This is a genomic window from Priestia endophytica DSM 13796 (assembly GCF_900115845.1).
GTDB lineage: Bacteria > Bacillota > Bacilli > Bacillales > Bacillaceae_H > Bacillus_I > Bacillus_I endophytica.
Window position 1 is genome coordinate 1 of sequence record NZ_FOXX01000009.1, and the last position, 15,223, is coordinate 15,223.

At 34.8% G+C, this 15,223-nt stretch carries 16 protein-coding genes and 2 pseudogenes; 3 read left to right on the plus strand and 15 right to left on the minus strand.

The genetic code is table 11. The features are described 5' to 3' along the window. Positions 1-183: 183 nt before the first annotated feature. From BM012_RS16375 to BM012_RS16400, 6 genes are all read right to left on the minus strand, one after another. Entirely contained in the window at positions 184-393 is a 210-nt protein-coding gene (locus BM012_RS16375; RefSeq protein WP_061805726.1) for a hypothetical protein, read from the minus strand. An 83-nt stretch (positions 394-476) separates the two neighbouring features. After that, a complete protein-coding gene (locus tag BM012_RS16380; protein WP_061805727.1) occupies positions 477-995 on the minus strand; it encodes a hypothetical protein in 519 nt (172 codons plus the stop codon). 428 nt (positions 996-1,423) lie between these two features. Further along, positions 1,424-2,593: an MFS transporter gene (locus BM012_RS16385; protein WP_061805932.1), complete on the minus strand. Its 1,170-nt coding sequence runs from the start codon at positions 2,591-2,593 to the stop codon at positions 1,424-1,426. Positions 2,594-2,789: 196 nt separating this feature from the next. Next, the gene (locus tag BM012_RS16390) at positions 2,790-3,527 is read right to left on the minus strand and encodes an SDR family oxidoreductase (RefSeq protein WP_061805728.1); all 738 of its coding nucleotides are present in this window, start codon (positions 3,525-3,527) and stop codon (positions 2,790-2,792) included. A gap of 44 nt (positions 3,528-3,571) precedes the next feature. Beyond that, entirely contained in the window at positions 3,572-3,823 is a 252-nt protein-coding gene (locus BM012_RS16395; RefSeq protein WP_061805729.1) for a cyclophilin-like fold protein, read from the minus strand. A gap of 185 nt (positions 3,824-4,008) precedes the next feature. Continuing rightward, positions 4,009-5,142 carry an alpha/beta hydrolase gene (locus BM012_RS16400; protein ID WP_061805730.1) on the minus strand — a complete coding sequence of 378 codons (1,134 nt, stop codon included), beginning with the start codon at positions 5,140-5,142 and terminating at the stop codon, positions 4,009-4,011. A 308-nt stretch (positions 5,143-5,450) separates the two neighbouring features. Here BM012_RS16400 and BM012_RS16405 point away from each other — a divergent pair. Continuing rightward, positions 5,451-5,808: pseudogene (locus tag BM012_RS16405) on the plus strand (MerR family transcriptional regulator). A gap of 239 nt (positions 5,809-6,047) precedes the next feature. Next, positions 6,048-6,791 carry an SDR family oxidoreductase gene (locus tag BM012_RS16410; protein WP_061805731.1) on the plus strand — a complete coding sequence of 248 codons (744 nt, stop codon included), beginning with the start codon at positions 6,048-6,050 and terminating at the stop codon, positions 6,789-6,791. A 422-nt stretch (positions 6,792-7,213) separates the two neighbouring features. On the opposite strand, the gene BM012_RS16415 is transcribed toward BM012_RS16410, so the two are convergent. Continuing rightward, a complete protein-coding gene (locus BM012_RS16415) occupies positions 7,214-8,122 on the minus strand; it encodes a LysR family transcriptional regulator (RefSeq protein ID WP_061805732.1) in 909 nt (302 codons plus the stop codon). Positions 8,123-8,545: 423 nt separating this feature from the next. Here BM012_RS16415 and BM012_RS16420 point away from each other — a divergent pair, with 423 nt between their 5' ends. Continuing rightward, positions 8,546-8,803, plus strand: coding sequence for an HPr family phosphocarrier protein (locus tag BM012_RS16420; RefSeq protein ID WP_061805733.1), 258 nt, complete (start codon positions 8,546-8,548; stop codon positions 8,801-8,803). 204 nt (positions 8,804-9,007) lie between these two features. Here BM012_RS16420 and BM012_RS16425 read toward each other — a convergent pair whose 3' ends face one another. From BM012_RS16425 to BM012_RS16455, 8 genes and pseudogenes are all read right to left on the minus strand, one after another. Further along, complete coding sequence (locus tag BM012_RS16425) at positions 9,008-9,604, minus strand: phosphatase PAP2 family protein (protein WP_307843888.1); 597 nt, start codon at positions 9,602-9,604, stop codon at positions 9,008-9,010. 517 nt (positions 9,605-10,121) lie between these two features. Then, complete coding sequence (locus BM012_RS16430) at positions 10,122-10,820, minus strand: aspartate/glutamate racemase family protein (RefSeq protein ID WP_061805735.1); 699 nt, start codon at positions 10,818-10,820, stop codon at positions 10,122-10,124. A gap of 158 nt (positions 10,821-10,978) precedes the next feature. Beyond that, positions 10,979-11,482, minus strand: a complete 504-nt coding sequence (locus tag BM012_RS16435) for a DinB family protein (protein ID WP_061805736.1) — start codon at positions 11,480-11,482, stop codon at positions 10,979-10,981. Positions 11,483-11,651: 169 nt separating this feature from the next. Then, positions 11,652-11,834: a DUF8096 family protein gene (locus BM012_RS16440; RefSeq protein WP_167360148.1), complete on the minus strand. Its 183-nt coding sequence runs from the start codon at positions 11,832-11,834 to the stop codon at positions 11,652-11,654. A 519-nt stretch (positions 11,835-12,353) separates the two neighbouring features. After that, entirely contained in the window at positions 12,354-13,094 is a 741-nt protein-coding gene (locus BM012_RS16445) for an SDR family NAD(P)-dependent oxidoreductase (protein WP_061805933.1), read from the minus strand. Positions 13,095-13,273: 179 nt separating this feature from the next. Further along, complete coding sequence (locus BM012_RS16450) at positions 13,274-13,768, minus strand: DinB family protein (RefSeq protein WP_061805738.1); 495 nt, start codon at positions 13,766-13,768, stop codon at positions 13,274-13,276. A 62-nt stretch (positions 13,769-13,830) separates the two neighbouring features. After that, positions 13,831-13,998: pseudogene (locus BM012_RS26895) on the minus strand (IS1595 family transposase); the annotation flags it as partial. 480 nt (positions 13,999-14,478) lie between these two features. Continuing rightward, a complete protein-coding gene (locus BM012_RS16455; protein ID WP_061805739.1) occupies positions 14,479-15,186 on the minus strand; it encodes a class I SAM-dependent methyltransferase in 708 nt (235 codons plus the stop codon). Between the last annotated feature and the right edge of the window lie 37 nt (positions 15,187-15,223).

The following is a 15,223-nucleotide window of genomic DNA, read 5'->3' on the forward strand; positions in this document are numbered from 1 at the left end:
GGACCTGCAATGGGAGGCTTGAGCCGTATGAGTTGAAAGGCTCACGTACGGTTCTTAGGGGAGTTAGGGGCAGCGATGCCCCTCGCTTACCCGACTTAACTAAATTATTAATAAGAGATAAAGAAGTAGCTAAATATATTATTTAGCTGCCTTTCCTGTTCACCATACGTGTGAAGTTTATTTTCATTTATGATTAGGTACAGACTTATTTTCTTTATCTGCCCGTTTAATCCCTAAATATATAATAAGAAAAATTAAATTGGGAGGACCTAAAATATAGGCTATTCCTAAACAAAAACCCAGTATATTACCGCCAAAAGCTCCTATAAGAACAGCTATGGGGAAAAGGGCAATATTGATGATAATAACAAGAATGGGAGCTATCCATTTCATTTATAGAATCTTCTTTCATTTTTAAGCAACTTACTTCTTTATGAACAGGACTTTAATAGATCCACGAATATAGTATGAAAATCTTAATCAATCTTTGATACCATAATTCCTTCTACATGATCAGCAAGAGAAAATTCTATATTTACTTTGCTCTTTTTATCAAAGTACCCCATTATTTTCAAGCCTGTTTCATCTCTCTGATAGTATTTTTCACCATACTTCTTTAGAATATCTTCTTTAGAATTACCCTTTGTTATACCTTTTATTGAACTATATTTGTTACTAAAGAAGAAATATCTATTGACCTTTCCGTCAGAAACTTGTAACTCTATTTCTGGGTTTTCCTTATCTCGTCCATAGATAAGATTATTAAACGTCTTATCCTCTGACTTTTCAATAAAGTCAGGTTTTCCTAGTACCTCTTCAACTTTATCTTCTGTTGCGCCTAAATATATACCATTTACTTCCTCTGGCAACTCTGTACTTTTTGTATCACCGTAAAACTCCATTTTATCAACTGTTCCACAACCAAACAGAAAAGCAACTAACAAAGATGATAAAATAAGCAAAATAAACTTACCTTTGTAAAAATATTTAAACATTATACGGTCTCCTATAATTATTTTCTCTATATTAGATAATACAACTATTGGAAAAAGTGTTCAAATCGGTAATTTTGTGAAATTATAGATTTTAAAACCCTCCAATAGAAAATATCAATCCTTTCTATATCAAAAATACTGAACAAAAGTAAAATTAACCCGTCCGTAAAAGTATGCTTTTACGGACGGGTTTTAATCTAGACACATTCTCTACATCATATAATAAGTTAATTAGGTTTTTTTGTTATATATTTTTATTACGTGATAACTTGTAATGTGGTTTCCCTCTGAACTTGTTTAATAATAGGCTATAAGAAAAGAGAAGGGTATATCCTTCTCTTTTCTTATAGCGGTATTCAATCTTTTTTTAAAATTAATTTTAAACAATAGTAGAGTAGATGATCTTAGGGAATAGTCGAATTAGTTCCTTATTTAGAAGGTTGTTTTATAGGACTACCCATATAGTTTCTTATTAAAATAAATACCAACCCTAATATCAACGATAGCAATCCCACTAATACGACGTATGGTGTACCTAATTGTGATATAAATAAGCCACCTACAGCTGTGCCAATGGTTGTCCCTAAGTTCGCAGATGTTAAAAATAACCCATTAGCAAAATCAGGAGATTCAGGAGCTGAAGACATAATCCAATATTGATTAATATTAGCCCCTATGCCACCTAGAATTCCCCAAATTAAAGTGATAATGGCCATAGGTATGTTAAACTGTCCAAAAAAGAATAAAATAATGTAAACAACTCCTAAGACAACAGGATATGCTACTACAGATTTGATAGCATTATTAGTAAGTAATTTCCCTGCCACCACGTTTCCCACCATATTGGCCCCTCCGTATAGGACTAACATGAAACTAATGATATTTGATGACATATTCGTAACCGTTTTCAGATACTCAGCAAGATAGCTATAAACTCCAAATATGGATGAATTTAATAAAATAACAGCCACAATAGACACCCAAGGAATAAACTTTTTTAAGACAGATAATTGTTCTCCGTAAGAAAGTCTTTCCTTAACAGGTATAGATGGTATAAATAATAATGTGGCAATGAATACGAGAATATTCACAACGGCAAAGAATGCCATCGCCATTTTAAGCGAAACTGTACTCGCAATAAAGCTTGCGACAGGTACACCAAGTACCATACCTGCAGATACACCGATAAGCACTTTGGCAACTTCTTTTGGAGCTTCTGCCTTGCTAACAGAGTCAGCAGCTACTGTAAATGCTAAAGAACAATAAACCGGGTGAAAAAATGCAGGGACTACACGAGCGATTAATACAGTTGTAAAGTTCGATGCAATAATAGAAACAATGTTACCAATAATAAAAATTCCAAGTACAAGTAACATGACTTTCTTCCGATCTATACCCGAAAATAATAAAGGCATAGTAGGACCGGCTATTGCAACGCCCAGAGCGAACAGACTCACTAGCAATCCGGCTTTAGATACACTGACGTGAAAGTGATCAGCAATGGTAGGTAATATCCCAATAATACCCATTTCAGTGTTTATAATTCCGAAAACACCTATGGTTAATATATAGATAAGCAAATTATTTCGTTTAGCCAAAAAAACAATTCCTTTCTTCAATAAATAATTAATTGCTCCATAGCTTTTTGGGGACAATTAATTTTAAAGGTTCATTCCAAAGAATTCCGTTAACTTTCGTCTGACAGCTTATGCATCCTCCATATTTATTTCCTCTTAGATTCATTTTTTAATTTTAATTTTCCTTTAATAAAGGTTCCTTTATTCGCAACATCTATTAGTCAACTTGTTTAGTTGGGCGAATGATTATTTCGCTTACCGCAACTGTTTCAGGTGTGCTAATCGCATAAGCTATTGCATCCGCTATATCACTGGATTGTAAACCAATCGTACGCTGAAGATCTTCCACCCATTCACGTCTTTTTGGATTATTAATGGTTGTATGAAGCTCAGTGTCTACCGTTCCTGGAGAGATAAGCGTGCTGCGGATATTATTTTCACGTTCCTCTTGGCGTAAGCCTTCCATGATGGCTCGAACAGCAAACTTAGTCCCACAATAAACAGCACCTTGCTGAAAAACAACATGTCCGGCTACGGAGTCAGTTGTAACAATCTGACCAGATTGTTGTTTTTTCATGATCGGTAACACCGCAGCTATTCCATTTAAAACACCCATGATATTGACGTCTAACATTTGACGCCATTCATCAAAGCGTGTTTCTGAAAGTGGTGAATGTGGCATGACTTCAGCATTATTGAAGAGTACATCTACACGACCATATTTTTCGACTGCCAAATCGATAACTGCTTGAACATCGTCTTTATTCGTAACATCTACAACAGCATATGAAATATCAGCATTTGGTAATGATTCAACGAGAGCTTTCAAACGATCTTCACGACGTGCCGCAATGACTAATTTGGCTCCTTCTTCTGCCAGTCTCTTGGTGGTTGCCTCACCAATACCACTTGACGCACCCATAATGACAACAATTTTATTTTGAATAGTAGACATTATTAGAAACATCCTTTCTTACTGTTGTATTCACCCTTTGTTAATTATTCTAGCTGTGCCTTTTGTATATAACAAATACCTATATCTAATATCAAAGTATGCTCATTGGGCATTTCTAAAATGGATATACTAAAACATGATAGAGCCTGTAGAGCATCACCGACTTTCTCTCCTCCTGCCAAATCGCAAAAATTCACAGTTGTCGGGAGCTTACTAAGAAATAATCGAGTAGTTGGATTGTCTTCCATTACTGAAACTAATTCCCAATCACCAATTGTTATTCTGGTACCTTCCACATCGCTCTTCTCTCCTGCTTGATTTATTCCGTTCGCAAGGCATAGAAAATTTCAGCTTAGAATTGATAAATAAATTCCATCTAAGGAGTTTTATTCTATTAGACGAAAAAAGTGAATCCCGACAAAATATTCGGGATTCACACAGTAGTTTCACGCAAAGTATTCTACGACCTTCAATACAAGCCTTATTTTTTCTTCAGATTTTCTTTGAAGAAGGACTCGAGCTTGTCAAAGGGGATTAACTTCACCCGGTCGTACAGATCCGCATGACCTGCACCTGGAACAATGTAGAGTTCCTTCGGTTCGCTTGCTAGCTTGTAGGCGTCTTCACTAAACTCTCTAGAATGAGCGTTTTCACCCGCGATAAAAAGCATCGGACGAGGAGAAATCGTTTCTATGTCTTCGAATGGGTAAAAATTCATGAACTTGACATTGCTGGTAAGCGTCGGGTGCGTTGTAAGTTCTGGCGACGAACCTTTAGGCGTGTATTCACCTCTTGAAGTGCGGTAGAAGTCATAAAACTCACGCTCAATGGCAGTAGAGTTTTCATTTAGTTCATGTACGGTCCCACTGGTGTATTTGGTTTCACCGCCTGTGAACTCGACATAGCGTTGCTCTGCTGCCTCTTCGAGAATCTTCTTTCTTTGCTCGAGAGTCTGCGAGTGTTTAAGCCCGTTACGGTTGGCAGCACCCATGTCATACATACTGACCGTCGCAATGGCTTTCATGCGCGGGTCGATCTTAGCTGCGCTGACGGCAAAGCTCCCACTGCCACAAATCCCAAGAACACCAATCCGATCCTTGTCAACAAACGACCGGGTGCCTAGGAAATCCACCGCAGCACTGAAATCTTCGGCATAAATATCCGGCGAAACAGCGTTGCGAGGCTGACCCTCACTCGCTCCCCAGAAAGACAAATCCAAGGACAACGTAACGAATCCCTTTTCAGCCATTTTCTGGGCATACAGGTTCGCACTTTGTTCTTTTACTGCGCCCATAGGGTGACCGACAATGATTGCGGGATTTTTGGTGTTCTTCTTCAACCCTTTGGGAATAAAAAGATTCCCTACAACTTCCATGTTGTATTGATTTTTAAACGAAACCTTCTTCTTGTTTACCTTGTTGCTCTTGTAAAAGTTGTCTGCTCCATTGGACATGTCCGGTTTGTATGCAACGTCGGTCGTGGATGCAACTTCAACGCCAGCCTTGGATGTAGCATCAGCCTTGGTTTTGGATGTAATGCCAACGATGGTCAGGAATAAAAGCAGGCCCAATGTTATCACTGTGAGTACACACTTGATAATAGGTTTTTTTTTCATTTTAAAATAACTCCTTTCTTATTTTTTTCATTGTAAAGCTTTAATAATTTGTGCTAAATAATCTCGGTTTAAATCTTCTGAATACTTTGATCAAAATAGAAAGATGAGATAGTAGACTCATTCACACGAAAATTATTAACTGCTTTGCTATTTATTCTAGCGTGCTCTTTACATATATCAAATACTTATATCTCATATCAAGATATGTCTATTAGGCATTTCTTAAGCGCATATACTATAACATTATAAAGGAGAACTTGTATATGTAATTAAGAGTTTGACATTACTTTCTTGTTGTTGCAAAAAAATTGAATCTTCCATCATATACCTTGCGTTATTACAACAAGGAGGGACTTACGCCTTTTGTAGAACGGAGGACCAACATAACACGATTGTTTAAAGAATCCGATATCAACGCCTTAAAAATAATTGAATACCTGAAAGCCATTGACATGCCTATTAAGGAAATTAAATATTTTATTGATTGATGTTCTGATGGGGATTTTACGTTACAACAAAGATATGACATGTTTATAGAAAGAAACACTAATATAGAGGTCCAGATGGAAGAAACAAAAAAACAATAGAAGTCATTAAGCATAACTGCTGGTATTACAAGACGTATTAAATAACGGAACCGAAGAAATTCATAAAACAATAAAATAGAAATCCCTATTATTAACTAATAGAAAGAGCCGCCTGTATTTTAGATGAATAAATACAGATGGCTCTTTCTTTATTATTTCTTTATAGCTTATGCTTCCCTAAATGCAACAAATAGGATAAATTGGAACTTTGAAAATTATGAAGCTAGTTGGCTAGTCTCTAACATGATTAAAATTCTCTCTTGCGTTAGAGTTAACTCTATGGGATAAACTCACCATATATGCAAAGGAGGAACAAAGATGGCAATTGAAAACAAAGTAGTTATAATTACTGGAGCTTCATCTGGAATTGGTAAAGCAACTGCAAAATTATTGGCCAATAAAGGGGCTAAAATTGTTTTGTGCGCTCGTCGCGAAGACAAATTAAAAGCATTGACTGAGGAAATTCAAAAAGCTGGGGGAGAAGCTACTTATCGTGTCACAGATGTTGTTAATCCAGATGATAGCCAGCAGCTTATTCAACTAGCTAAAGACACTTTTGGTGGTGTCGATGTCATCTTCTTGAACGCTGGAATCATGCCTAATTCATCACTTTCCGAATTAAAAACTGACGAGTGGAACAGTATGGTTGACGTTAATATTAAAGGTGTATTGAATGGTATCGCCGCCGTATTGCCAACCTTTACATCGCAAAAGTCTGGACATATCATCACTACTTCATCCGTAGCTGGGCTTAAAGCTTATCCAGGCGGTGCAGTTTATGGCGCAACAAAGTGGGCTGTTCGTGATTTAATGGAAGTGTTGCGCATGGAATCTGCACAGGAAGGTACTAACATCCGCACAGCAACTATTTATCCAGCTGCGATTAACACGGAATTGTTGGATACGATTACGGATAAGAATACTTCAGAAGGTATGACTGCGTTGTACGAACAATACGGTATTACATCTGATCGAGTTGCCAATGTTGTGGCATTCGTGATTGATCAACCAGAAGATACGAACGTTAATGAGTTTACAATTGGACCAACAAGTCAACCTTAGTAATAATTACAAGAGAAGATAAAACTAAAATCTATTCATTTTCTAAAGTTTAGGCTGTCGAGGTCTTCTCGACAGCCTTTTTATTTCTTTTCAGTAATTTATATAGATTTTAAAGTACTAACATAGAAGAATTTCATATATTGTTTTTTAAAACCAACTTCCTCCATAGCTTTTATTCAATGAGTTTGTGCTTTTTCTTTTCCTTTAGATTTATCTTTATGGACTGATTTCAATTAAGCATATTTTCTGTTACGTATTTTTCATTTATCTTGTACAAACTCTTATTATGTTTTATTTCTACAGAAAGGAATATAAATGCCTTTCTTAATAAGATAAACGTTATGATGTTTAGATTCATTGAGATTATAAAATAAGAGGAATACATTATAATAAATAACTCCTAATATGCTCAGGAGATTTTCCTATACATCTGATAAAGTATTTGAAAATCTCGCCTTCGTTTTTTTTAAAAACATATCAGCAGCAATGGAAAAAACCTGATGCTTTTTCCAAACAATATTTAAGCCAGATTCAAGTCTTGGCTCTAGAGGTTTAAAACAAAGGTTACTATCACTAGACGTATTTACTATTTTATCAAGAGTTATAGCATAACCAATACCCTCATCAACCATAAGGGCAGCATTATAGGCAAGATTATATGTAGTGACAACATTTAATTTATCAAAATTTTCCTCAAACCAATCCGCGAATTCATTTTTGGAATATGTTTGTTGCATAGCCTGTCGTGAACAGATTAGTGGAACATTTAATAGATCCATTGCTTGAATGGTATTTTTGACGGCAAGAGGACTGTCCTTCCTCATTACAACTCCCCAAACATCTTTGGCTGGGATATTAATATAATTGTACTTCGATAAATCTGCAGGTTGAATTAAAATGCCAAAGTCAAGCAATCCCCTGTCAAGTCGATCAGTCACGTCTTCTTCGTTTCCACTGTAAAGGTGATACCGTATATTGGGGTAACTTAACTGTAAGTCTTTTACTACTCTTGCAATCTGTCTCATGGCATCTGTTTCCCCACCACCTATGTAAACATCGCCACTTATTGTTTCTTCCATGGAACTAAATTCTGCCTCTACTTTATCGACCATATGAACGATTTCTTCAGCTCTCTTTCGCAGAAGCATGCCTTCATCGGTAAGAATGATACTGTGACTACTACGAATGAATAGTTTTTTCCCTAACTTTTGTTCCAGCTCTTTTAATTGTCTTGATAACGTTGGCTGGGTAACATGCAGAAAATCAGCAGCCTTGGTGATGTTTCCTTCCCTTGCAACTGTAAGAAAATAACGCAACACTCTTAATTCCATAAATGACTCCTCCTTATTATTGTTTTAGTATATACGACTTAGAAATGACTGTGAAGCATATCTAGATATAAGATATAAGCATTAGCTATATAAAAAAAGTACGCTAGAATAAATAACAAAGGAATTTATATGATGGCTTATATATCACGAATTTTTGAAATTGCAGGAGGATTAAGGCGTTGCCAACCTAAAAACAAGTGAATATTATGCTAATTTAACTTTAATCCATTAATAAAGTCAAAAGAGTAAGTCTATGGACCACTTTTACATGTATCTCGGCTGACCCACCTCTAACATTTAAAGTATCGCTATATCTTTTTAAAGAATAAGTATTTAAAGAAACATCTAATACAAAGTTAGCTATATTACCAATTATATGAAGTGAAGAGATAAGAACAAGTAGATAGAATAGGATGAGAGATTATGTTGATGAAGAAGCTTATAGTTAAATTACCTCGGGGACTTCAAGCGAGACATACAGCTTTATTTGTACGCAAAGTGACTGCGTTTGAGAGTAAAATCATTCTTTCTAAAGATGGAAAAACTGCAGGTGGAAAAGATATCATGAGGATTATGGATTTAGTCGTCAAAGAAGGGGATGAAATCACACTACTGGTAGATGGGTGTGATGAACAGGTGGCAATGGAGGCTTTGGAAGTTTATCTCTTAAACGTTTCATAAATATAGTTAGCAAAATTCTATTGTTACACGTTATTTTACTATTCCTGTTTTACTTTTAGTTAACCTAAAACATGTTCTAGGAAGACATAAAGCAGCCTATTAATATCTAGGCTGCTTTATAATTTAGTTATTTATTTGGTTCTACAAAATATTGAATACGTTTACTGACTTCATTGCGTACCTGTTGGAAAAATACCCATTTCATCATTGATTGTCATTCAGGTGTTTTCGGTTATAAACTTTTTCCCTGTATCGCTGATAGAGCCAAATAATAATTGTAAGCCAGAAAATACTCACCAAATAACCAGCTAGCACATCACTAGGATAATGTACCCCTAAATAAATGCGGCTAGTTCCAATAGCAAGAATCATGATGACGCTAAGAAGAATTAAAATTGTACGTCCCCATTGTGTAGGAAGATGTCGCCAAAGCAAGAAGGCTAAAACTCCATAAAAAGCAAAGGCAGTTGTTGCATGACCACTAGGAAAGCTGTAACTACTTATTTCAATAAGTCGGTGCAAATTAGGACGTTCTCTTTGAAAAATCTGCTTTAATATGCGAAACAGAATGCTAGAACCTAGAATAGCAGCCACAAATAAGATAAGTTCTGACCGATGTTTTAGTACTGTATAGAGAAAAAACATAATTAGAACAGAAAGTACAATGATTGCAGGCAAAGACCCAATAAAAGTAAAAAACTTCATTATAGACGTTAATATTGGAGATTCAAAACCCTGCACGAAAGAGATAACTGTACTGTCAAAATGAACAATTCGATCCTGGCTCACCAAAATAGCCAAGAATCCAAAACCAATAATCGATATAGCACTTAAAATGAAAACCACTGTGAACTGAACTTTTAAGTTCATAAAGGTAAGTACCTCGATTTCTTTATATTGTAATACATGTAATTAAAAGAGTGTAATAAGTGAATCTCCAATAGCCCTAGGGATAACGATAACCCAAGGAGGTAATTTCCAATGAACTAGTATACTAAATAAGATAGCAGCGAAGGCAAAATTAATAGGTGCTAACCTTATGAATTTCCATGGACAACATCCCTGAAGGAAACTAGAATTAGCTTAAGATCTATGCTCCTAATTAGACCCGATGGCTATGTAGCATTGGCTGATCCTGAACAGGATATTGAAAAAATTAAAGATTACCTTACTAGAATTGAAGGTAATTCTGGGTTAATTTAATATTTACTTCGACTATAATCAGTAAGCTGTGTATGTACATTTAGATAATTAAAATTAACATAATGAGTGTTATTGGAAACCTTTATTTTGAAGCATATGAATCCTGTTTATTTTTCTAAAGTATCCCTAACGCATAATCAACTGCTGTTTGTGCATGTATTTCTGTTGTATCGAATATAGGTATTGAGATATCATTCTGATTAATTAATAAGGAAATTTCAGTACACCCTAATATTACTCCCTCTATTCCATTGTTCATTAAATCATTTATAATTTTTTGATACTCCTTTTTGGAACTTTCTTTGATTTTCCCTAAACATAATTCTTTGTAAATAATATCATGCACAACTTGACGCTTTTCTTGAGTCGGAATATTAACTTTAAGATTATAATTAGCTATCAGTGTACCTTTATAAAAATCCTCTTCCATTGTAAACTTTGTTCCAAGCAATCCTATTCTATTAATTCCCTGATCTTTAATTCTCCTAGCTGTAGCATCTGCTATATGTAAGAGAGGAATCGTAATATGTTGTTGAATCTCACTTGCCATCTTATGCATTGTATTTGTACAGATAATTAAAAAGTCAGCTCCACCTTTTTCAATATGTTGAGCTCCTTTAATCATTAATTCTGTAGCTTCGTCCCATCGATTACTATGTTGTAATCTTTTTATTTCCTCAAAATTCATGGAATACATCACACATTTAGCAGAATGATGCCCACCTAACTTTCTATTTACAGCTTGATTAATAATTCTGTAGTATTCACTTGATGATTCCCAACTCATTCCACCTAATAATCCGATTGTTTTCAAATTCTCCACCTCCATATAAAAAACATTACTATAAAATAATATTTGTCAACATGTATATGTTATATACTTTTAGTTAACATAATCGTTATTATCGGAAATCACATACAAAAAGCCCTTTTATTAAGGGCTTTCACTTGTTTACTCTTATATATTTAATGTTACATTTTTGGGGCTTCCATACCAAAATTCGCCCATTCTTCTTTTGATGGTCCGTAAATACCTGGAACAGTTAATCCTGCTTGTCTCATAAGAACTGTCATTTGTCCTCGATGGTGGTTTTGATGTTGTATTAAAAACATTAAAAGTGACCCATTTGGTATTTTCTGACCCAAAAAGTTTATTCTTTCTTCTAACGTTTTGTCGATCCATTGAGTTTTTAATGCTTGTACAAATGCGTCACTTGCTTGATGATAGCTGTCTGATATAAACTGAGCCGAAGTAGGAACAGGCCAATCTTCAGAAGGTGCTTCAAACGTTAAGTTAGTATTTGAAGCAATGATGTGAATGGCAGCTACTGTATGCCAAGCAATACGTCCCAGAGTCCAATTCTGTGAAGTAATTTCCTGTTTAAGCGACCCATCAGTTAAATTGTTTAGAAGTCTCTGAGTAGCATTCGCTTCATATTCCCAAGATTTAAAAAAACTATCTAAACTTTGAAACATAAAAAATCCCCCTTCATTTATCCTTTTAATTCAATTTTAACAATAATTGTATTATAAAACACTATGTATAAGACATTCATTCCTAGTTTACATAAAATAAATGATAAGAACCTATAACATAAAATATTATAATTTTAAGGTTCTACGAATAAAAAAAGTGAAAACACGATTAAATTAAAAAAAGAGAAGGGTAAAAACCTTCTCTTTTTACTATATAATCATCCATACTTAAATACTCTTCTTCTTGGCATTTACGTAAGAATATGCCACCTTTTACAGAACTTTTGAAGTAAGACAAATGGCAGTTGTCACATCGGCCACTGATTTTATTATCAAGATCTCCACCATCCAATACATGCTGACTCATCATAACACAAAAGTCTAAAAAAGAAAGCAATGCTTTAAATGTAAGAAAAAAGATCACCCAAGTTATGAACTGCACCCCAATCAGTAGGTTTTTCTATTTTTTTCACTTTATACGCTATTCATCTTTAGTTAACATAAAACATGTTCGCAGAAGTAAAAAAAAGCACAAACCTGTTGATTATCAACGGTTTGTACTTTTTTATATAAATCCTCTCCTTTAAACTTTTGTCTTATTTAGGTTTACCATAAATTTTTAATTTAGTTATGTTGTCCCGTTAGTCGTTAGTTGAACTAAGGAAACTTGTAGAGCATATACATCCAAGGTTTACATAATCATAAAAAGGAACCCAACACACAAAAAAAGAACCCTGGGGACATTAGGCTTCCTTCCACCAAGGATTCTTTTTCCGAAATACTCCGAATAATTGCTTGTTCGTTAAAATAACATCACCATAATCAAGCTACTCTAAACAAATAAAACGTGCTCTTTCCCTTAACTAAAATGTTATTGTGCTGTGTATCCTCCATCTACCATTAAAGTAGAACCTGTAATAAAGGAAGAATCTTCACTAGCTAAAAATAAAACGGCTTTGGCTACTTCTTCTGCTTTTCCTAGTCTTCCCATTGGATGTAGACTAACTAAATGTTGCGTAATTGCTTCATTTCTTCCTTTTATAAGAGGTGTGTCAATATAACCGGGACAAACGGCATTTACACGAATGCCTTCTTTTGCATAATCAAGGGCAAGACTTTGAGTAAGGAGTTTAACGCCGCCTTTTGCAGATGCATAAGCTGTAACTCCAGCTTTCCCTGCATGGCTATGTATAGATCCACAGTTGACAATAACTCCACTACCTTGTTTTTTCATTTGTTCAATCGCATATTTATTACTTAAAAAAACACCTGATAAATTAATATCAATCGTTCTTTTCCAATCTTCGTATGTTAACTCATGTGCTGATCCATCATGGGCAATTCCGGCATTTGCAAAAAGAATATCTACTTTTCCATATTTCTTTACAGTTGATGTAATCATATGTTTTGTATCTTCTTCTTTTGTTACGTCGGTTTTAACAAAAGAAGTATCAAAACCTTCTCTGTTTAATTCATCTGATAACTTTTGACCCTTCTCAGAAAAGTCAGCAATGACTGTTTTAGCCCCTTGCTCTACAAACAATTTAACTGTAGCTTTACCAATTCCACTTGCGCCGCCTGTTACAATAGTTACTTTATCTTTTAGCTTCACCATTAATCACTTTTCCTTTCCTATATGCTTTTATTTTACTACCACTATTTATTAGGCTTTGTTAAGTAGTATTGTTGTTTTTTAGGTATAAAATATGGGAACGTCCGATTTGGACGTTCCCGTTCTTATTCCATTAAAGCACCCTATAATGGAATAACTGTAAAGCTAATGAAGCTTTTTTAAAAGCTGCGTTTCTCTGGCCAAGCTCCTTGCATTTTACTAAGGAATACAATTTGCCCAATATGATATGCGTCGTGCATTGCTAAACTCTTCAGTTCAAGCACTAATGAATTATCTTCTCCTGGGATCTGTCTATACAAATCTTCATGTTCTGATTTTGCTAGTATTTTTCCAAGTTCACGATGAACATAAAAGTATTCTTGTTTTGTTTCCTCCCAATTTTCTAACGTCTCAGTTGGTAATCGAAATGTAGATTCATTATTTTCTGCCTGTGGTTCATTCGCTGTTTCACCAAGAAATCGCATCAGAAATCTCTTTTCATAGAAAAGTAAATGACAAACTAATTCCCAAATGGAATTCATTGCTCCATCAGCTGGTTTCCAAATTGCCTGTTCAAAAGTAATATCCTCTAGCACTTTTTCAAGTGGTGGAAACCAGTCTTCTTCATCTAAGCAGCTTGCCCATTGCTGTAACAAAAGTGTCTTTACATCCATTTTTTATTCCCTCCAATTTAATCCCTTTAAACTGGCCCTTTAACGGAACAATGAACGTTCCATTATTTTGAAAATTCTGATAACCTTAGTTTATCATAAGTTGTGTTAACTGAGAAAGAACAACTGTCTAAAACCATTTTGATTATCGTAAAGTTATCTTTTATATGTTTGATAGCGTCTAAGAATTGGAACCAGCTCAAATAATGGTCTAGATATTTAGTCGCTACACCATATTCTTTAACAAAGCCTTTCTATTATGAACAAGCATAAAATTTACATAACCATTAATTACCTTTCCATTCCATAAAAAGTGAACACAAACAGATAGTTCGCAAAGTGAACGTCCATAAAGGTGTACTTCTACGGATAGATGTGTTTTAAGAGAAATACATTCTTTTCAATGTCTGTTTAAGTCTACAATCAATTGCGGACGTTCTCTAATATATATACTTTAATGAACGTTTTTGGTGGAATGATTGAAAAAAATAAAAAAGCCGCTCTGGATTAGGAATTAGAAATGTTATTGATCATTCAATGATATATACCCTTTGCGTAGAAATAGTCTTTCTCATTTACTCTTCATTTGCTTCAGTAAAAGAACGAAATAACTCAGAGACACAGTAAGTAGTCAAATAAGCGATAATTTATACGAAAATAGTCTTTTATTAAATGAAAAGGCTCCCCATTTTAAAATGGGGAGCCTTTTTCTTCTATTTTTTATAGATAACGAGCATTTCGGTTGCTTTTGGCATAAATCGAAATGTTGTTGGAAGTAATTTTATTTCTACGTAATCGTTTTCTAGTGTTTCTATTAGGTTATTTAAATATGGATAAATCTCATGATTAAATCCAACAAGCGGATAAATTCGAATTTCTCCACCTTTTTTTGTAACCCTAATCATTTCTTTCATTGCTTTTACATGAAATTGGAAATTAAATTGTTCTTCATATAAAAAAAGGAAGTGATTGCACAACAAGAGAGAAAAAGTGTGATCTGAAAAAGGCAAATGCGGGAGCGCTCCGTGAAAAAAGCGTTGCTCTTTTTCGTTTTGCGTATATTGCTCCATAAATAAGGAAAACGAGTCTCTTCGAATTTTATCATGTTCTTCTAGCGTCTTATAGGAATCCCATAAAAGAGTACGAGCCCCTTTTTTAAGCTTACGGCTAGCTTCTTGAATTTCTTCTTCGCCGTGTTTTCTCATCTCTTCTACAGATAGATTGTACAAAGGATCTACTGCGTAAGCGTCATATCCCTTATGATAAGCACTTGTTGTGAAAGAAGAAGCTCCTGCAGCAACGTCTAGCACTTTTTCACCTTTAAATTGTTCCAGATTCAAGTCGAACATCTTTTCATACTCTTCGTAAGATCTGCACGTCATCGCAACGCCAACTTGTTCATAAAATGCATTTTTACTCATCTTTACTATCTCTCCTCTACTCTACTAAACTCTGCTC